Source organism: Methylosinus sp. R-45379 (assembly GCF_001644125.1).
GTDB lineage: Bacteria > Pseudomonadota > Alphaproteobacteria > Rhizobiales > Beijerinckiaceae > Methylosinus.
The window spans coordinates 1-19,073 of sequence record NZ_LUUM01000252.1; the positions used below are offsets into that span (position 1 = coordinate 1).

A 19,073-nucleotide genomic window follows, 5' to 3' on the forward strand; every position below is an offset into this window, starting at 1 on the left:
ACGAGCGCGCGGCCGCGCGAGGCGTCCTGCGTGGCGACGCCGGTCGGGCAGCGATCCGTGTGGCAGGACAGCGATTGAATGCAGCCGAGCGCGAACATGAATCCGCGCGCGCTATTGCACCAATCGGCGCCGAGCGCGAGCGCGCACGCCATGTCGAAGCCCGTCGCGATCTTGCCGGCGGCGCCGATGCGAATCGCATCGCGTAGGCCGACGCCGATCAGCGCATGATGCGCGAAGGCGAGTCCGTCGCGCATCGGCATGCCGATATGATCCATGAATTCCAGCGGCGCCGAGCCAGTCCCGCCTTCCTTGCCGTCGATGACGATGAAATCAGGATGGAGGCCCGTCTCCAGCATCGCCTTGCAAATGGCGAGAAACTCCCATGGCTGGCCCAGGCAGAGCTTGAAGCCGACCGGCTTGCCGCCGGAGAGCGCGCGCAGCTGCGCCAGAAATTGCAGCAATTCGATCGGCGTCGAAAAGGCCGAATGCGCCGCCGGCGAAATGCAATCCTCGCCCATGGGCACGCCGCGAATGCGCGCGATCTCCTCGCTGACCTTGGCGGCCGGCAGCACGCCGCCATGGCCGGGCTTCGCGCCTTGGCTCAGCTTCACCTCGATCATCTTGGTCTGATCTCGCGTGGCGATCTCGGCGAATTTCTCCGCGTCGAATGCGCCTTCGCGCGTGCGGCAGCCGAAATAGCCGGAAGCGATCTGCCAAATAACGTCGCCGCCGGCCTCCTGATGATAGGGGCTGAAGCCGCCCTCACCCGTATCCTGCGCGAACTCGCCCTTGCGCGCGCCGAGATTTAGCGCGCGAATGGCGTTGCGGCTCAAGGCGCCGAAGCTCATCGCGGAAATATTCAAGAGCGAGATGTCATAAGGCTGCGCGCATGCGGCGCCGATGCGCGTGCGAAAATGCGCGTGCGAGACCGGCCGCGCCGCGATCGAATGGCGCAGCCATTCGAAGCCTTCCTCATAGACGTCGATTTCCGTGCCGAAAGGCCTTTTGTCTATGTTCATCTTGGCGCGCTGATAGACGATGGCGCGCTTGTCGCGGCTGAACGGACGGCCGTCCTTATTGTCCTCGAAGAAATATTGCCGCAGCTCCGGCCGCACATGCTCGAGCAGAAAACGCAAATGCGCGGAAATGGGATAGGCGCGCAAAATCGCATGCTCGCGCTGCAGCAGATCATGCGCGCCGAGCGCGCAGAGCGCGGCGCAGGCGATCGCCGCGAAAATGAAAGGACTGGACAAATCGCCCTTCGTCGCCAGGGCGCAGGCGAGACAGCCGGCGACGCTGAGGGTGAGCACGATGAAGCGCGGCGTGAAGGGGAGAATGAGCAAGCGGAGCATGTCCGAAGTTCCTTCCGAAATGTGACGCGGCGCCTGTGACGGGGAGGCGGATCGAGGGCTTTTCCGAGGCGAATGCGCGGAAATCTCTCTCACGAGACGACTGCATTCGCGCGACGATCACGCTCGCCGATGTTCTTTTTCCCGCGCTTGCCGGCGCGGAGGCGCGAATGATAGTCTCGGCTCGCTTGTTCGGGCCTTTTGCGTCATTCGAGATCCCTCGCGCGCATGATCGCTTTTCCTGATTTTTCCTGCGCTGTGCAGCTGATCGCGTCGCGCCGCCTTCACCGCCTTTCTTCTCCCCGTTCACGGGGAGAAGGTGAGGATGACAGGCTCGGGATGTTTTCCGCTTCTGGCCAACGCCCCGAGCTCCTCACCCCGGCCCTCTCTCCGCGTGCGGGGAGAGGGAGGATGCAGCGCAAAGGCCTATCGTCTGCTCCACGGCGAAGTGTGGGCGCCGTCGCTTGCGCTATGCTCTGTCTTTTCACGCACACCGCATCGGCCGAGACGCGCGCCATTCTCATCGGCGTCGATCGCTATGCGTATGCGCCGCCCTTGCGCGGCGCTGCGGCCGATGCGCGCGATCTCGAGGCGAGCCTGCGTGGACGCGGCGCGCGCGATATTGTGACATTCATCGACAGCGCAGAGCGCGCCGCGGTGATGCACGCGCTCGACGCCATGCTGGCGCGCGCGCAAAAGGGCGACGCCATCTTCCTGACCTTCGCCGGCTATGGCGCGCAGCAGGACGGCCCCATTCTGCTATTGCCGAAATTCAATCCGAAACATACGCGCGACAATGGCCAGAAGATCGCGCGCGCCGAGCTCGATTCCCTGATCGACGCTTTCGAGAAGAAAGGCGCGCGCGTCTTTCTCATCGCCGACGCCTCCTTCGGCGACGGCCTCGCGCGTGAGGTCGATCCACGCGCGGCGAAACTCGTCTATCGCTCGCTGAATGAAGGCGCTTCCGTCGCCACGACAAAGGGCGCGCCACGGGATTTCGCACGCTCGGTCGTGCTGATGGCGGCGGATGCGCAATTCAAGGCACCTGAGCTAGAGATTGCCGGCGTCGGCCAGCGCGGCGCGCTGAGCTACGCTGTGGCGCGCGCGCTGGAGGGCGCGGCGGACGGCAATGGCGACGGCGCCGTCACGACGGAGGAGCTCATCGCCTATGTCAGGGGGCTCGCCTATCAGCTCAGCGATCAACGTCAGAGCGTCGCCGTCGTCGCGCCGCGGGGGCTCGACGCCTCGAGGGATGTGATCGCGCAGCTCGGGCGCGGCGTCGGCGTGCAGGCGGTGGGCGGATCGCCGGCGGAAGAGGAGGAAGCCGCGGCTTCCTCGGGCGGCGGTGGGCTGACGATCACGCCGCTGACGCCCAAATCCATGGCCATCGGGCCGGGCCAGAGCCTGCCGCCGGCAAAGCCCGCCGCTCTGCCGCCGCGGCCCAAGGAGCCGATCCGCCTCGCTCTACGCGGCGCTGCGGCGGAGCGCGGAACCGGCGCCGGCGCCCATGCGCCTTTCATGCTCGTCGGCGCCGATGCGGCGGCCGATATCGTCTGGGATGCGGCGAGCCGCGACGCGCTCGCCGGCGGCGATGTGCTGGCCCATAATGTCGATGCGCATGAGCTCGACGTTCTGATCGATCGCGCCGCGACGGTGCGCTGGCTGAAGCTCGTCGCCGGCAAAGGGCCGCTGCCGATGCGCGTCACGCCCGAGGGGCTGCGGCGCAAGGGCGAGCGCGTCGAGATCACCATTGGCGGAGTCGCCGGCCGCAATCTGCTGCTGTTCGACCTCACCGGCGACGGCGTGCTGCAATTGCTCTATCCGCTCGCCTCCGACCCGCCCGTCGTGCAATCTTCCGATTACCGGCTGAGCGTGGTCGCGGGCGAGCCCTTCGGCGCCGATCAGATCATCGCCATCGCCTCGACACGGCCCATGCCACAGCTGGAGCAGGCGCTGCGCCAGCTCGATCGGCTGCGCAATCCGGCCAAGGTCATCGATATCGTCTCGCAATTTTCGAACGGCGAGGCGCAGCTCGGCACAGTCGGCATTTTCACGGCGCGTTGAATAAGGAGGAGAGAATGATGCGGCGTCTTTGTCTCCCGCTTCTCTGCTGCGTCTCGAGCGTCGCGCTCGGCGAGCCGCAGGACATGACGCGCTCGGTGCGCATCATCGACGATCCGCCCGCAGAGGCCGCGCCATCGCCGCAGACGCAAGCGCCGACGATCCCCAAGGAGCCGGCCAAAGCCGCCGGCGCCGACGTGCGGATCGATGTGCTGCCGCAGGAGGAGTTCGCGCTCGGCGCGCCGATGAGCTTTCGCGTGACGGCGGAAAAGCCCGGCTATGTGATATTGGTCGACGTCGACGCGCAGGGAAAGCTGGCGCAGATTTTTCCCAATATGGTGACTTTGGCCGATCCCGCGGGCGTCGATGAAAAAGCCAATTTTCTGAAGGCCGGCCAGTCGATGACGCTGCCGGACGCCGGCGGCAAAGCCGCCTATCGCTTCGTCGCCTCGCCGCCGACGGGCGTCGGCATGGTGGTGGCCATATTGAGCGACGCGCCCTTGCAGATCGTCGATCTGCCGGATGTGCCGGCGGCCATTGCCGGCCAGGCCGAGGCCGCGGATTTCGTGAAGGATTCGACGCGGATGCTGCAGATATTGCCGGCCGAAGGCGAGCGCCCGACGCGCGCGCCCAAATGGTCCTTCGCGACGAAATTCTACGGAATCAAGTGAACGGCTATTTCGCTCCGCGCGGGCGCCTGATCTGCACATAGAGGGCGCCTTCGCCGCCGTGATTGCGCGCCGCCTCGCCGAAGCCGACCACGAGATCGCGCATGGCCGGGGCGCTCAGCCATAAAGGTACGACGCGGCGCAGCACGCCGCCCTCCTCGCTGCGGACGCCCTTGCCCGTCACCACGATCGCCATGCGGGCGCCGGCCGCCTGGGCGCGGCGCAGAAAATCATAGAGCGCCGTCTGCGCCTCGGCTTGGCGCAGGCCGTGGAGATCGAGCTTGGCCTCCACCTCGAGCCGGCCGCGACGCAATTTCATGCGCGTGCGGTGATCGATCTCCGCCGGCGGCGCGACCGGATGGGGCCGCAGCTTTTTTTCCGCCGGAGCGGGCGGAGGAAGAGGCGAAGCGGCGGCGCCTTTCTTCGGCTCGCTGGCCTCGGTCGGCTGCTCCTCTAGCGGGCGACGACGACGCCCTCGCGACGGCCGCACATCGGCCGTCACCTTGTTCCAGAGCTCGATCTCTTCGTGCGACAGAAAACGCGAGCGACGCGATTCGCGCGGCGGATCACTCATCGCCGCCCGCTCCTCGCGGCAGCAGCACGGTGAAATCCGCATTGTGGCGCACGAGCCCGGCGAGCGCCCCAGCCTCGTCGCCGGCGCCGAAGAAGAGATCGGCGCGCGCAGGTCCGAGGATCGCCGAGCCGGTGTCCTGCGCGATCATCAGCCGGGCGAAGGGCTCCGCCGCCGCGCTGCGCCAAGGCAGCGTCGCGCTGATGAAGAAGGGTAGGCCGTAGCTCCACAGCGAGCGATCAACGGCGATGGAGCGAAGCGGAGTCAGCGCGCAGCCCTCGCCGCCTATGGGGCCGTCGCGCCGCTCCGGCGAGGAATCGGCGCGGAAGAAGACATAGGAGCGGTTCTCCTGCATCAGCCGGGCGCCGGGCGCGCCATCCTCCTGGCCGAGGGCGCGGATTTCCGTCTTCAAGCGCTCGAGCGACATCTCATTTTGCGGCACCAGCCCGCGCTCGATGAGCAGGCGACCGATCGAGGTATAGGGACGTCCATTGCGGCCGTCATAGGTGAGCGGCAAATCGCGCCCGTCCGGAAAGCGCAGCCGCGCTGAGCCCTGCACCTGAATGAGAAACAGCTCGACCCTGTCGCGAACATAGGCGATCGGCCTCGGCCGCAGCTCGGGCGGGCCTTCCTCCAAGGCGCGGCGATCGGGATAGGGCTCGAGGCCGCCATCGTCCCGCCGCCGGGCCGAGGTGAGCGCCTCGCCCGCCTCGCCGCGGATAGGCGTCTCGTTCAAGGTGACGAGATCGGCGGGACGAGCGGGAACGGGGGTGCGGAACCCCGCCTCCGGCGCCTCCCGCGCCTCGATCACCGGCTCGTAATAGGCGGTGACGAATCCCGGCCCACGCAGCCGAAAAGGGCGGAAATTGGCGGCGAAAAAATCGAGCGCCGCATCTTGGGAGAGCCTCGCCGCATCCATGCCCGCGGCGATGCGGCAGACGCGGGCCAGCGCTTCATCGGCCGGCAGAGCCGCGCGGAGCGGCTGCGCAGCGGAGAGGACGATTTCGGCCGAGCGGCGAAAGACGCGAAAGGCCGCGCCGAGATCGTCCCGAAAAATGGCGTCGATCGAATCGAAACCGACTGGATCGAGATCGACGGACGCCACGCAAGTTCCGCCTAATGAACCGTTTCGGTGGCCACGAGCTTCCAATTCGGATCACGCGACGCGACATCGCGCGCGAAAGTCCAGAGGTCGACGATCTCGAGCGGCCGATCGGAATCGCCCTCGATCGCGGCGCCGGCGCTGTCGCGGCGGACCGATTGGAGCTTGGCGACGAAACGAATGGTGATCTGCGCCTTGCGGAGCTCGACCTTGGCGTCCTCCACCGTAGCGGAATCTATGGAGACGACATGGGCCTCGGCCGTCTCGCCGCGCTGCTCCCGCCCGGCGATCTCGCCGGAGAAGCTGTCGAACACCTCGGTCGAGAGGAGATTGCGCAGCGTGTCGCGGTCGCCCCTGGCGAAGGCCTGGACGATCATCTCATAGGCTTTCTTGGCGCCCTCGACGAAGGCCGGGCCGGAGAAGCGGCGATCGGAGGCGGCGATCTGGTCCAGACCGCGCCAGCCATTGCTGCCCGATTCGGCGAGGCCTTTCCAGCGGTCGGCGTCCAGCGCCCCATTGGCGGGCGAAGGCGCAAAAGCGGAGCCCTGCGGCGCCGGAGCCGGGCCGATCCGCTGGGCGGGGCCGGCGCGATCGGAGGCGGGGCCTTCGCGATCGACGCGCACGCCGAGGACCGACCACAATTTCCAGACGACGAAAGCCGCGAGCGCGGCGAAGACCAAGATGGATGGGTCGAAATCGGATCCCGACAAAGGGCGTCTCCCGGTCGCAGGGATTGTCCGGTATCATGTCGCGTCCCAGATGTCACGAATCAACCCCTCGCAGGGGTCTCTCGTGACGGGAACGGAGGGCGCGCCGAGGTGAACAAGTCGAAACTCGTCGCCTATGTGCTGACAGGCTGGCTCTTCGTCGAGATCGTGGCCTTCGTGCTCGTCGTGCAATTTCTCGGCGTGATGGCGGCCGTGGCTCTCGGCGTCGGCACGACGCTGCTCGGCCTCGCCGACGTCAAGCGGCTGTTCGTCTATCTGCGCAGCCGCGTCGGGCAGCCGCGCGAGGAGCTGAAATCCGGCGTCGCTCTGCTCGAGGGTGGCCTCGAGGCGGTGGGCTCGCTGCTGCTGATCCTGCCCGGCTTCGCCTCCGATCTCGTCGGCCTGGCGCTGAAGTCGCCATCGATCCGCGCGCAGGTCGCCGATCGCATTCGCGGCAAGACCGAGCGGCAGGGTCCGCAGACCATCGATCTTTCGCCTGGCGAGTGGAAAGCCATTGTCGATGAAGGTCCCAAGCGCCGCGTGCGCACGCGCCGCGCCCCTCCCGCCAAAGTTGTCTGACCACCGTCAAATCCGTTGTCGCAGGCAAGGGGACGTGTTAGGCGGGCGCCGTGACAGGCGCCGCCATACCGTCGCGCCTGTCAGGAGCCGAAATCGGCAGGGAGTTCGACGATGACCGATACGAATGGAAGCGGCTCCGGCCCGACCGGCGCCCCGGCGCTCAACGTGCTCGTGCAATATGTGAAGGACCTCTCCTTCGAGAATCCCAATGCGCCGCGCTCGCTGCAGCCGCGCCAGAATCCGCCGGAGATCGGCATTCAGGTCAATGTCAACGCGCGCCAGATGTCGCCCGAAGATTTCGAGGTCTCGGTGACGTTGGAAGCCTCGGCCACCGAAGGCGGCGAGGTGCTGTTCAAGCTCGAGGTCGATTACGGCGGTGTGTTCCGCCTGCTGAACATTCCGGCCGAGCAGATTCATCCGATCGTGATGATCGAATGCCCGCGCCTGCTGTTCCCCTTCCTGCGCCAGGTCGTCGCCGACGCCACGCGCAATGGCGGCTTCCCGCCTCTCTATATCGATCCCATCGACTTTTTCGCGCTCTATCAGCAGCGCGCGGCTCAGGAGCAGCAAGCTCCGGCCAACGCCAACTGAACTATCCCCGGTCGTCATTGCGAGGAGCGAAGCGACGAAGCAATCCAGCGGCCGCCCCACGGCTCTGGATTGCTTCGCTGCGCTCGCAATGACGAACCGTAGGAAATCGCAGAGGCGAGCCGTCAGGCTCGCTTCTCCATCACGGTTTCGATGGCTGGCTCGGCCGTCTCTGGCTGCGCGAGATAGCGCAGCCACATCGGCTCCTTGCCCAGCTTGGCGATAAAGGCCTCATGCGCGGCGCGTTCCGCCTCGGTGAGCAGCGGCGCCAGCTTTTGCGGGCGGCTACGCAAAAATTCGCCGCCATTCTCCTCCGCCAGAGTCGCGGCGTCCGCTTGCAGAATGAGCGCCGATTGGCGGCCGCCCATCAGCTCCGCATAGACTTCCGCGAGCAGGCCTGCGTCGAGCAGAGCGCCATGCTTGTCGCGGCGCGTGAGATCAACGCCATAGCGCTGGCAGAGCGCATCGAGAGTATTGGAGGCGCCAGGATGCCGACGGCGCGCGATGGTCAGCGTGTCGACGACGCGATCGAAAGGGATCGCCGCTTTTCCCAGCTGGCCGAGCTCGAAATTGACGAAGCGCATGTCGAATTCGGCGTTATGCGCGACGAGATTGGCGTCCTCGACGAATTCCAGAAAGCTGTCGGCGATCTCGCGGAATTTCTTTTGGCCCGTGAGAAAGGCCGAGGAGAGGCCATGCACGCGAAACGCCTCTTCCGGCATGTCGCGTTCTGGATCGAGATAGAAATGCAAAGTGCGGCCGGTGGGGATGAGATTGGAAATCTCCACCGCGCCGATCTCGACGATGCGATGGCCCTTGGTCGGGTCGAGACCGGTCGTCTCCGTGTCGAAGACGATCTCACGCATCGTCGGCCTCTCTCGGTCGGATCAGCGGGACGGTTTTCGTCGCGCCAGCTCCTCGAGGATTAGCCGAACTTCCTGCCGAGCGGAATCCAGCCCACGCTCGCTATGCACCACGAAATCGGCGCCGGCGCGCTTTTGCGCGTCTGGAACCTGCTTGGCGAGTATGGCGGCGAATTTTTCCTCCGTCATGCCGGGACGCGCCAGCACACGCGCGCGCTGAATATCCGGCGGGGCGGAGACGACGACGACGGCGTCGACATCCTTTTGGGCGCCGATCTCGAAGAGGAGCGGAATGTCGAAGACGACGAAACGCTCGCCCGCGCGGCGACAATTCTCGAGAAATTCGTCGCGGCCGATGGCGACGAGCGGATGCACCAGCGCCTCGAGACGGCGCAACGCCTCGCTGTCGCCGAGCACGTGGGCGGCGAGGCGGGCGCGATCGACGACGCCATCCACCGTCGCGCCAGGGAACATCTCTTCTATCTGCGCCGCCGCGGGGCCACGGTAGAGCTCATGCACGGCGCGATCGGAATCATAGACGGGGACGCCCTCGGCGCGAAAGAGATCGGCCGTCGTCGATTTGCCCATGCCGATCGAGCCGGTGAGGCCGATGACCAGAGGACGGGGCGCGGCGTCGCCGCTCATGACAGAATCGCTCCCTCGCGGCGAAGCGCATCGAGCACCGGCAGCAGCGGCATTCCGATAATGGTCCAATGATCGCCGATTATGCGCTCGAAGAGATGAACGCCGAGTCCTTCTATCTGATAGGCGCCGGCGCTGGTCGTCGCCTCCTCGGCCACGATCTCGAGATAGCGGGCGAGAAAATCATCCGAAAAAGCGCGCATTGTCAGATCGGCATGGGCGACGGTCTCGAAGATTATGGCGCCGTCGCGGGCGAGGGCCACCGCCGAATGCAGGCGGTGGGTCCGCCCGGAGAGAAAGCGCAGCTGCTCGCCGGCGGCGGCGACGGTCGGCGGCTTGCCGAATCTCCGCCCCTCGCAGCTCGCAACCTGATCCGCGCCGAGGACGAGAGCGCCCGGCCGCGCCAGTGAGACGAGCTTCGCCTTGTCGCCGGCCAATCGCGCCGCGACAGCGTCGGCGTCGCCGCCAAGGGCGACGACCTGCGCTTCCGCAGAGCGCTCGTCGATCTCTGCTGGCTCGACGAGAAAAGGCGCGCCAGTCTGCTCCAGCGCCATGCGCCGGCCTTTGCTCTTGGAGGCGAGAATCAGCGGCTCGGCGAGAAGCCAGAAGGCGCCGGGGCGATCCTGCGGCAGTCGAACCTCCTCCGATCGATTCCCACAGGCCGGACGTGGTCGTGGGCATTATGGGGACAAATGAGCGCCGTCGGGCCGGGCATGTGCACAGCTGCGCATAACCAGGGGCAGCGATCAACAGGCGACGGAACGGGTGGGGATAAACAGGAGCTTTGGCATTGCAGCGTGGGATTCTCCGCCGTCAACCGCGAGGCTTGTGGGTAGACGCCCACAAGCCATTGTTAATGTTTCGTTTACCATTGTGTCCACAGCGGGCTGGCAAAACTCTCTACAGCATGGTTCTAGCTACGTAAGATGTGGACAAAAGGTTGACGGAAATTAACCTTCGTTAATGAACCGTCAATAAAATCAAAAAAATCTCTTAAAGATTGAATTTTCTTTTTGTGTCGTTTTGGGCTAGCTCCAATGACGGAAGGAGCGCTGGACGTCGCCTTCCATTCCCGATCCTGCCGGAGCAATAAGCGAAATGGGTGATCTCAAGCCTCTCCTCGCCGTTCTGGGCGGAGAAGCACGCGCCGTGCCGCCGATCTGGCTGATGCGACAGGCCGGCCGCTATCTGCCGGAATATCAGGAGCTGCGCGCCAAAGCCGGCAGCTTTCTCGACACTTGCTACAATCCGCAGACGGCGGCGCGGATCACTTTGCAGCCGATCGAGCGTTTCGGCTTCGATGCCGCGATCCTGTTCAGCGACATTCTGGTCGTGCCGGATGCGCTGGGGCAGAAGGTCTGGTTCGAGACGGGGCATGGGCCGCGGCTGATTCCGCTGGAGAGCGACCGCGACATAGAGGCGCTCGCCGAGAATTTCGACCTGGGCAAGCTCTCGCCTGTCTTCGAGACGATCGACCGGGTGAAGGGTGAGCTGCCGAAGTCAGTGACTTTCATCGGCTTTTGCGGCGCGCCCTGGACGGTGGCGAGCTATATGATCGCCGGCCGCGGCACGCCGGATCAGGCGCCGGCTCGGCTCTTCGCCTATCGACGGCCGCAGGCTTTCGCACGGCTCATCGATATTCTGGTCGAGGCCTCCATCGCCTATCTCATTCGGCAGATCGACGCCGGCGTCGAGGTTTTGCAGCTCTTCGACAGCTGGGCCGGCGTGCTGCCTGCTCACGAGTTCGAGCGTTGGGTCGCGGAGCCGCTTAAGAAGATCATCGACGCGGTGAAGGCCGCCCGGCCCGGCGTGCCGATCATCGCCTTCCCACGTGGCGGCGCGACGCATCTCCCCCGTCTCGCCGGGACGCTCGGCGCCGATGCGCTGGGACTCGACACGGCGATCGATCCCGCCTGGGCGGTGAAGGAAATCCCCGCAGGCCCGGCGCTACAGGGAAATCTCGATCCTCTGGCTCTGCTGGCCGGTGGGGCGGCGCTCGATCGCGAGATCGACGCCATTTTGCGGTGCTTTGCCGGACGGCCGCATATTTTCAATCTCGGCCATGGCGTCCTGCCGGAGACGCCGCTCGAGCATGTCTCGCAATTGATCGAGCGTATTCGCGGAACAGGGAATTGAAGTCATGTATCTCTGGATCAAAGCTCTGCATGTGATCGCAGTTATCTCCTGGATGGCCGGGCTGCTCTATCTGCCGCGGCTGTTCGTCTACCATACGGAAGTGGGGCAGGGCGCGCCCTCCGCATTGTTCAAGAAGATGGAACGCCGGCTGGCGCTCTACATCATGGCGCCGGCGATGATCGTCTCCTGGCTGGCCGGTCTGGCGCTGATCTATTTCGGCTCCTTCCATGGCGCCGGATGGCTGCACGCCAAATTGGCGCTGGTGCTCCTTCTGACTGGCGTCCACTTCTATTTCGGCGTCACGCAAAAGGCTTTCGAGCGCGACGAGAATCACCGGCCGGCGAAATTCTTCCGATTCATCAATGAGGTTCCGACTCTGCTGATGATCGGCATCGTCATTCTGGTGATCGTCAAGCCATTCTGACGACTGGGGATTTTCCCCGCCTTTCACGGAATTGTCATGAGTTTCGGGCGGATGGCTTGCGTTTCCGCCCGAAAAGGATTAATTGCTGACTTGCTCACCTAAAGGCAGATCGTCGTTTCGCACGACAGCCGGATCCAGACCGGCTCACCGGGGCATCGTGTCCCGCTTCCTTATCTGCCCTACCCCGCCGCCCTAGGCCAAGTTTCATCCGAATATCGTCGAGGATTGTCCCAAATGGGGGAAATCAAGCTTCAGGACCTGAAGTCCAAATCGGCCGCCGAGCTTCTCGCCTTCGCTGAGGAGCATGAGGTCGAGGGCGCGTCGCTCATGCGGCGTCAGGAACTGCTCTTCGCAATATTGAAGCAATTCGCCGGTCGCGACGTCGAGATCGTCGGCGAAGGCGTCGTCGAAGTGCTGCAGGACGGCTTCGGCTTCCTGCGCTCGCCGGACGCCAATTATCTCGCCGGCCCCGACGACATTTACGTGTCACCCTCGCAGATCAGGCGCTTCGGCCTGCGCACCGGCGATACTGTCGAAGGCATGATCCGCAGCCCCAAAGAGGGCGAACGCTATTTCGCGCTGCTCAAGGTCAATTCGATCAATTTCGAAGACCCGGAGAAGGTGCGGCACAAGGTCCCCTTCGACAATCTGACGCCGCTCTACCCCGATGAGCGCTTGAAGCTCGAGATCGACGATCCGACGCGCAAGGACCTTTCCGCACGCGTCATCGATCTCGTCGCGCCGATCGGCAAGGGCCAGCGCGCTCTGGTCGTCGCGCCGCCGCGCACCGGCAAGACCGTGCTGCTGCAGAATATCGCGCAGTCGATCACCACCAATCATCCCGAGTGCTATCTGATCGTCCTGCTGATCGACGAGCGCCCGGAGGAAGTGACCGACATGCAGCGCTCTGTGAAGGGCGAGGTCGTGTCCTCCACCTTCGACGAGCCGGCGGTGCGCCATGTTCAGGTCGCGGAAATGGTCATCGAGAAGGCCAAGCGCTTGGTCGAGCATCACCGCGATGTCGTGATCCTGCTCGATTCGATCACGCGTCTCGGCCGCGCCTACAACACTGTGGTGCCGTCCTCCGGCAAGGTGTTGACCGGCGGCGTGGACGCCAATGCTCTGCAGCGTCCTAAGCGTTTCTTCGGCGCCGCGCGCAATATCGAGGAGGGCGGCTCGCTGACAATCATCGCCACGGCGCTGATCGACACCGGCTCCCGCATGGACGAGGTGATTTTCGAGGAATTCAAGGGCACGGGCAATTCGGAGATCATTCTCGACCGCAAGGTCTCCGACAAGCGCGTCTTCCCTGGAATCGACATTACCCGCTCCGGCACCCGCAAAGAAGAGCTGCTGGTGCCCGCGGACGTGCTCAAAAAGATGTATGTGCTGCGCCGCATCCTCAATCCGATGGGCACGGTGGACGCGATCGAGTTCCTGCTCGGCAAGCTGCGCGAGACGCCCAAGGGCAACGCCAGCTTCTTCGATTCGATGAACACCTGAGTTGGCGCCCTCGGACGCGCCGGCGATGTGAATTCGCGGGGAGAGCGTGTTCGAGGGTTTCGCCAATGTCTGGACGATCGTCGGCCTCGCACGCGAGCTGAAGGCCGACGCGCCTCTGCCGCTCACTGTGGCCGGCGAAAAAATCGTGCTGTTCCGCGGCCTCGATGGCGCGCCGGCTGCGCTGATCGACCAATGCCCGCATCGTGGCGTCGCCCTTTCGCTCGGCTGTGTCGAGCAGGGCGACATTCGCTGCCCCTTCCATGGCTGGCGCTTCGGCGCAGATGGAAGCCTTCGTCACATTCCCTGGAACCCAGAGGCGAAGCGCGACACGATTCGCGCGACGCGGCTTCCTGTGCGTGAAATCGATGGCGTCATCTGGTTGCGCACGGCGCAGGGCGAGACGGCCGACGAGCCGCCGCCGATCGAATCGCTGACGTGCGGCCTGCGGCTCTGCGCGCAAAGCTTCGTCTGGCGCGTGCATTGGACGCGCGTCATGGAGAATATGCTCGATTCGCCCCATGTCGCTTTCGTGCATCGCCGGACCTTCGGCGGAGCCATGGCGCGCGCACTCGACGAAAATTCCCTGGCGCGGATGGATGTGAGCTTCGAGCCGCATGAATATGGCGGCAAGATCGTGGCCTCCGTGGTGGGGAGGCGACGCCCGGCGGCGCTGGATTATGTGTTTCCCAATCTGATGGAGCTGTCGCTCGATTTTCGTGGCCGTGTTTTTCGAATCTTCGCGATCTGCATTCCCGTCGGGGAACGGGAGACACGACTTCTCTTGCTCACCGCCCGCGGCTTTTTGCGCGCTGGTCTCTTCGACGCGCTGTTTCTCTGGTCCAATCGCCGGATCGCGGAAGAAGATCGCGCGATCGTCGAATCCTCGACGCCGCCATTCTCGCCGCTAGGTGGGGAGGAGGCATCCATGCCGACGGATGCGGCCACTCTGGCCTTTCGCCGGCTCTATCGTCAGCGCCTCTTCGGCTCCAGCGCCTGATTTCCTTCGGCAAAGCTCCGCGGCCCTTTGCCGACGCCACGCGCTGCGATTTGGGAAAGACCAAAAGTTAACGAATTCTCAATTCACCTCTAAAGTCATTCCTTCAGATTGAAAAAGCCGTATTCTTTCTCGGCGAGAGAAATTCGAGTAGAGCATCAGGATCATGTCCAGCGACACGATCTTCGCCTCGGCCTCTGGCGCCGGCCGCGCCGCAATCGCGGTAATTCGCCTGTCCGGTCCGTCGGTCGGGCGTGTGCTCGAGGTTTTGGCCGGGCTCACGCCTCAGCCACGCTTCGCCCATTATGTGACGCTGCGCGCTCCGGGCGCGGTCGAGCCGCTCGATCGCGGTCTCGCGCTCTATTTTCCAGCGCCGAATTCGCCGACCGGGGAAGATTACGCCGAGCTGCAAATTCATGGCGGCCGCGCTGTGGCGCGCGCGCTGCTTGGCGTTCTGGGCGCCTTTCCCGGCTTGCGCGAGGCGGAGCCGGGCGAATTTGCGCGGCGCAGCCTCGCCAATGGCAAAATGGATTTGTCGCAGGTCGAAGGGCTCGCCGATCTCATCGATGCGGAGACAGAGTCTCAACGTCGTCAGGCGATACGGGCGCTCGGCGGGGCTCTGCGCAAAAGAGTCGAAGGCTGGCGCGAGCGGCTGATTCGGGCTCTGGCGCTGGTCGAGGCGGAGCTGGATTTTTCCGATGAGGGGGATGTGTTCGAGCCGGCGACGGCGCTTCGTCCCTTGCTCGAACCCGCGATCGCCGAAATGGCCAATGTGCTGGCGGCGAGCGAAGCCAGCGAGCGGCTCCGCGACGGCTTCGTGGCGCTGCTGCTCGGCCCGCCCAATTCCGGCAAATCGACGCTGCTCAATGCTCTGGCGCGGCGCGAGGTGGCGATCGTCTCCGCCATCCCGGGAACAACGCGCGATATGATCGAGGTTCATCTAGATCTTGGCGGCATGCCGATCACATTGGTCGACACGGCGGGTCTTCGCGAGGCGGAGGATGAGATCGAGCGCATCGGCGTCGCGCGGACGCGGGCGAGGATCGGGGAGGCCGATCTGCTGCTGTGGCTCTCGGAAGGGGGCCGTGAGACGCCGCAATTGGAGCCTTTGGGCGACGCCGAGCTGATCCGTGTCGCAACCAAGGCGGATTTTCTAGATTGCACATCAGATAATCTTGCAATTTCCGCTCGAACAGGGTTTGGAATAGACCGACTTCTGGAGGAAATTGCGGGTCGCGCGAAGCGACGTCTGGGCGACGGCTCGCCGGCGCTTCTCACGCGTGAACGGCATAGGCGGCTCATTCAGGAGGCGAAAATGGCGATCGAGGCGAGTCTCGATTCTGGCAAGCCGCTCGAATTCGTCGCGGACGATCTTCGTGTCGCAGGCCGGGCGCTCGGCCGCATCGTCGGCGCTGTCGATGTGGAGGAGGTGCTGGATGCGATTTTCTCGCAATTCTGCATCGGCAAATAGTTTCACGTGAAACAGGATCGAGGATAGGAAATTGAGCCGACCGGCCTATGACGTGATCGTGATCGGCGGCGGCCATGCTGGCTGCGAGGCCGCCGCCGCCGCTGCGCGACGTGGCGCGCGCACGGCGCTCGTCACCCATTCGAGCGCGACGATCGGCGCAATGTCGTGCAATCCGGCGATCGGCGGGCTCGGCAAGGGCCAGCTGGTCCGCGAGATCGACGCGCTCGACGGGCTCATGGGCCGTGTCGCCGACGCCGCCGGCATTCAATTTCGGCTGCTCAATCGCTCCAAAGGCCCGGCCGTGCGTGGTCCCCGCGCGCAGGCGGATCGCAAGCTCTATCGCGAGGCGATGCAGGCGGCGATTGCGGCGACGCCGAATCTCGAGGTCGTAGAGGGCTCGGCGGAAGGTCTCGTGCTGGAGCAGGGCCGCGTGATCGGCGTGACTCTGGACGGCGAGACGCTCGCCGCGAGCGCGGTGGTTCTGACCACCGGCACCTTCCTCAATGGCGTGATTCACATTGGCGCGACGCGCTATTCTGCCGGACGCATGGGCGAAAATCCATCGATCGGCCTCGCCGAGGATTTGCGCCGCATCGGCTTTGCCACGCGGCGTCTGAAGACCGGCACGCCACCTCGGCTCGATGGCCGCACGATCGATTGGGCGCGGCTCGAGGAGCAGCGCGGCGATGAGATCCCCGAGCCCTTTTCCTATCTCACTCGTTCGATCGTCAATCCGCAGATCAATTGCCACATCACCCGCACCAATACCGCCGCGCATAGGGTCATTCTCGATAATCTCGAGCACTCGCCCATGCGCAGCGGCGCCATCTCGGGGCCGGGTCCGCGCTATTGCCCCTCGATCGAGGATAAGGTCACGCGCTTCGGCGATCGCGACGCACATCAGATTTTCCTCGAACCGGAAGGTCTCGACGACGACACGGTCTATCCCAATGGCGTCTCGACCTCGTTGCCCGAGGAGGTTCAGCGCGCTTTCATCCAGAAGATCGAAGGATTGGAAAAGGCGCAGATACTTCGCCCCGGCTATGCGATCGAATATGACTTCGTCGATCCGCGCGAGCTCGACGCCACGCTGGAGACGAAAAGTGTCGTGGGACTCTTTTTCGCCGGCCAGATCAATGGAACGACCGGCTATGAGGAGGCGGCGGCCCAGGGCCTCGTCGCCGGGCTCAACGCCGCGGCGCGGGCAGGCGGCTGGACGGCGAGCGTTTTCGATCGCGCCGAGGCCTATCTCGGCGTGATGATCGACGATCTCGTCACGCGAGGCGTCAGCGAGCCTTATCGCATGTTCACCTCGCGCGCCGAATATCGTCTGTCGCTGCGCTCCGACAATGCCGATGAGCGCTTGACCGGCAAGGGGCTGGAGATCGGCTGCGTCGGGCGCGAGCGTGAGCTGGCGCATCGGGACAGAATGGACAAGCTCGCCCGCGCCCGCGCGCTGCTGCAGCAATTGTCCTTGACCTCTGCCGCCGCGGCGCGGGTCGGCCTCCCCATTAATCAGGATGGGCAACGACGCAGCGCCTTTGCTCTGCTGTCCTTCCCGGAGATCGATCTGCGGCGGCTCGCGGCGATCTGGCCAGAGCTCGCCGAGATCGATGCGGAGACGGCGGCGCGTGTCGAGACCGACGCCCGTTATGCGGTCTATCTCGATCGGCAGAGCGCTGATATCGAATCCTATCGGCGGGATGAGCAGCTCGCTCTGCCTTCGACGCTCGACTATCGCGAGATCGGCGGACTCTCGGCGGAGCTCTGCGCCAAGCTGTCGGTGTTGCGTCCGCGCACGCTCGGCCAAGCCCAGCGCATAGAGGGCGTCACTCCAGCTGCGCTGACCCTTTTGGCGGCGCGGGCGCGGCGTGGGTGAGCGACAAAATGGCGGGGAAGGGGAAGGATCGCGTCAGCGATCGGGACAGAGCTCTGCAGGTCGCGCCGTCGCTGCAGCCTTATATTCGCGAGCTGGAGATTTACGAATCACTGCTGCGTAAATGGCAGAAGTCCATCAATCTCGTCGCCGAGAGCACATTGGACGAGCTTTGGACGCGGCATTTTGCCGATTCGGCGCAGATTCGCGAATTTTTTCCGAGCCTCGAAAGCTGGGTCGATCTCGGCTCCGGCGCGGGCTTTCCCGGCATGGTTCTGGCGATCTGCCTGAAGGACCATGCCGGCGCGAAGGTTCATCTGATCGAGAGCGATCAGCGCAAGGCGGCGTTTCTGCGCGCTGTTTCACGTGAAACAGGGGCCGCCGCAGAAATCCACGTCGGCCGAATCGAAAATGTGCTGCCGCTGATCGCCGATCCCGTGGCCGGCCTGACCGCCCGCGCGCTCGCGCCAATGCCGCAACTGATCGAATGGTCGCACGAACTTCTGTTGAAAAACGTCAAAGGCGTGTTTTTAAAGGGTGAAGACTGGGCCGCTGAATTGACCGGCTCGAGCGCCGCGGATAGTTTCCAGATCTGGACATTGCAGAGCCGCACTCATTCGTCCGGCCGCATTATCGCCCTTGCGCGAGATTTTGGAGCTTGACGTGACCGACGTTCCTCAGCCCCGAATCCTCGTTCTCGCCAATCAAAAGGGCGGCGTCGGCAAGACGACGACGGCCATTAATCTCGGCACCGCGCTCGCCGCTGTGGGTGAGACGGTGCTCGTCATCGATCTCGATCCGCAGGGCAACGCCTCGACTGGCCTGGGCGTCGATCGCAAGGCGCGACGCATCTCCACCTATGACGTGCTGCTCGCCGAGAGCAGCCTCGCCGACGCGATCATCGCGACCGCCGTGCCGCGGCTCTCGATCGCGCCATCCACGCTCGATCTGCTCGGCGTCGAGCTGGAGATCGCCGGCGATAAGGACCGCGCCTTTCGTCTGAAGCGCGCCGTCGCCGAGCTGATCGCAGCCGAGCGCCATGGTGAGGCTCCGGCCTTCACCTATGTGCTGATCGACTGCCCGCCGTCGCTCAATCTGCTGACCATCAACGCCCTCGCTTGCGCCGACGCCGTGCTGGTTCCTCTGCAATGCGAGTTCTTCGCCCTCGAGGGTCTGTCGCAGCTGCTGTCGACGGTCGATCAGGTCAGGCGCTCGCTCAATCCGCGGCTGTCGATCCATGGCATTGTGCTGACCATGTTCGATCCGCGCAATAATCTCGCGACCCAGGTCGTCGCCGATGTGCGGCGCTTCATGGGCGACAAGGTCTATGAGACGGTGATCCCGCGCAATGTGCGCGTGTCGGAGGCGCCGTCGCATGGCAAGCCCGTGCTGCTCTATGATCTCAAATGCAGCGGCAGCCAAGCCTATCTGAAGCTCGCGACGGAAGTCATCCAGCGCGAGAAGCGGCTGCGGGCCGCTTGATCCAGGGTTTCTCGGCGCGCGAATGGCGCGCTTCTCGATCGAAGGACCTATCCCGAA

The 19,073-nt window shown here is 64.6% G+C and carries 19 protein-coding genes; 12 read left to right on the top strand and 7 right to left on the bottom strand.

The genetic code is table 11. The annotated features are described in order from the left end of the window. Positions 1-1,352, bottom strand: a 1,352-nt coding sequence (locus tag A1351_RS12330; protein WP_064033126.1) for an FMN-binding glutamate synthase family protein, incomplete at its 3' end; no start/stop codon positions are given. Between the two features lie 468 nt (positions 1,353-1,820). Between A1351_RS12330 and A1351_RS12340 the strand changes: the two genes are divergently transcribed. Together A1351_RS12340 and A1351_RS12345 are read left to right on the top strand one after the other, a co-directional pair. Further along, positions 1,821-3,413 carry a caspase family protein gene (locus A1351_RS12340; RefSeq protein WP_064033128.1) on the top strand — a complete coding sequence of 531 codons (1,593 nt, stop codon included), beginning with the start codon at positions 1,821-1,823 and terminating at the stop codon, positions 3,411-3,413. A gap of 14 nt (positions 3,414-3,427) precedes the next feature. Then, positions 3,428-4,081, top strand: coding sequence for a DUF4384 domain-containing protein (locus tag A1351_RS12345; RefSeq protein WP_157096292.1), 654 nt, complete (start codon positions 3,428-3,430; stop codon positions 4,079-4,081). A gap of 4 nt (positions 4,082-4,085) precedes the next feature. On the opposite strand, the gene A1351_RS12350 is transcribed toward A1351_RS12345, so the two are convergent. Genes A1351_RS12350 through A1351_RS12360 form a run of 3 tightly spaced genes read right to left on the bottom strand, consistent with a single transcriptional unit; the run spans position 4,086 to position 6,461 of the window. Beyond that, complete coding sequence (locus A1351_RS12350; RefSeq protein WP_064033130.1) at positions 4,086-4,652, bottom strand: Smr/MutS family protein; 567 nt, start codon at positions 4,650-4,652, stop codon at positions 4,086-4,088. Beyond that, a complete protein-coding gene (locus A1351_RS12355) occupies positions 4,645-5,754 on the bottom strand; it encodes a murein transglycosylase A (RefSeq protein WP_064033131.1) in 1,110 nt (369 codons plus the stop codon). The genes A1351_RS12350 and A1351_RS12355 overlap by 8 nt, the downstream gene beginning before the upstream one ends. An 11-nt stretch (positions 5,755-5,765) precedes the next feature. Further along, positions 5,766-6,461 (bottom strand): Tim44/TimA family putative adaptor protein, encoded by a 696-nt coding sequence (locus A1351_RS12360; RefSeq protein WP_083967303.1) that lies wholly within the window; start codon positions 6,459-6,461, stop codon positions 5,766-5,768. Between the two features lie 108 nt (positions 6,462-6,569). Here A1351_RS12360 and A1351_RS12365 point away from each other — a divergent pair, with 108 nt between their 5' ends. Both A1351_RS12365 and secB read left to right on the top strand, forming a co-directional pair. Further along, positions 6,570-7,037, top strand: coding sequence for an FxsA family protein (locus tag A1351_RS12365; protein WP_064033132.1), 468 nt, complete (start codon positions 6,570-6,572; stop codon positions 7,035-7,037). Between the two features lie 111 nt (positions 7,038-7,148). Further along, positions 7,149-7,628, top strand: a complete 480-nt coding sequence (gene secB, locus A1351_RS12370) for a protein-export chaperone SecB (protein WP_024878106.1) — start codon at positions 7,149-7,151, stop codon at positions 7,626-7,628. Between the two features lie 122 nt (positions 7,629-7,750). Here the strand turns inward: secB and dnaQ are convergent, their stop codons facing one another. From dnaQ to A1351_RS12385, 3 genes are read right to left on the bottom strand one after another with little or no spacing between them, the layout of a single operon-like run. Further along, positions 7,751-8,491, bottom strand: coding sequence for a DNA polymerase III subunit epsilon (dnaQ, locus tag A1351_RS12375; RefSeq protein WP_024878107.1), 741 nt, complete (start codon positions 8,489-8,491; stop codon positions 7,751-7,753). 21 nt (positions 8,492-8,512) lie between these two features. Continuing rightward, the gene (coaE, locus tag A1351_RS12380) at positions 8,513-9,133 is read right to left on the bottom strand and encodes a dephospho-CoA kinase (RefSeq protein ID WP_036308521.1); all 621 of its coding nucleotides are present in this window, start codon (positions 9,131-9,133) and stop codon (positions 8,513-8,515) included. Further along, positions 9,130-9,717 (bottom strand): Maf family protein, encoded by a 588-nt coding sequence (locus A1351_RS12385; RefSeq protein ID WP_026599768.1) that lies wholly within the window; start codon positions 9,715-9,717, stop codon positions 9,130-9,132. Before A1351_RS12385 ends, coaE begins: the two co-directional genes overlap by 4 nt. A 511-nt stretch (positions 9,718-10,228) precedes the next feature. Between A1351_RS12385 and hemE the strand changes: the two genes are divergently transcribed. From hemE to A1351_RS12425, 8 genes are all read left to right on the top strand, one after another. Then, complete coding sequence (hemE, locus tag A1351_RS12390) at positions 10,229-11,266, top strand: uroporphyrinogen decarboxylase (RefSeq protein WP_064033133.1); 1,038 nt, start codon at positions 10,229-10,231, stop codon at positions 11,264-11,266. Positions 11,267-11,270: 4 nt separating this feature from the next. Then, on the top strand, positions 11,271-11,690 hold the full coding sequence (gene hemJ / locus A1351_RS12395; protein ID WP_064033134.1) for a protoporphyrinogen oxidase HemJ: 420 nt from the start codon (positions 11,271-11,273) through the stop codon (positions 11,688-11,690). Between the two features lie 234 nt (positions 11,691-11,924). Then, on the top strand, positions 11,925-13,193 hold the full coding sequence (rho, locus tag A1351_RS12400; RefSeq protein ID WP_024878112.1) for a transcription termination factor Rho: 1,269 nt from the start codon (positions 11,925-11,927) through the stop codon (positions 13,191-13,193). A 46-nt stretch (positions 13,194-13,239) separates the two neighbouring features. Beyond that, positions 13,240-14,190: an aromatic ring-hydroxylating dioxygenase subunit alpha gene (locus tag A1351_RS12405; protein WP_064033135.1), complete on the top strand. Its 951-nt coding sequence runs from the start codon at positions 13,240-13,242 to the stop codon at positions 14,188-14,190. A 163-nt stretch (positions 14,191-14,353) separates the two neighbouring features. Continuing rightward, positions 14,354-15,658, top strand: coding sequence for a tRNA uridine-5-carboxymethylaminomethyl(34) synthesis GTPase MnmE (gene mnmE, locus A1351_RS12410; RefSeq protein WP_064033136.1), 1,305 nt, complete (start codon positions 14,354-14,356; stop codon positions 15,656-15,658). Positions 15,659-15,689: 31 nt separating this feature from the next. Beyond that, positions 15,690-17,537: a tRNA uridine-5-carboxymethylaminomethyl(34) synthesis enzyme MnmG gene (gene mnmG, locus A1351_RS12415; protein ID WP_064033137.1), complete on the top strand. Its 1,848-nt coding sequence runs from the start codon at positions 15,690-15,692 to the stop codon at positions 17,535-17,537. Next, positions 17,534-18,196 (top strand): 16S rRNA (guanine(527)-N(7))-methyltransferase RsmG, encoded by a 663-nt coding sequence (rsmG, locus tag A1351_RS12420; protein WP_245267195.1) that lies wholly within the window; start codon positions 17,534-17,536, stop codon positions 18,194-18,196. Before mnmG ends, rsmG begins: the two co-directional genes overlap by 4 nt. 1 nt (position 18,197) lies before the next feature. Next, positions 18,198-19,016: a ParA family protein gene (locus A1351_RS12425; protein ID WP_024878117.1), complete on the top strand. Its 819-nt coding sequence runs from the start codon at positions 18,198-18,200 to the stop codon at positions 19,014-19,016. Positions 19,017-19,073: the final 57 nt, after the last annotated feature.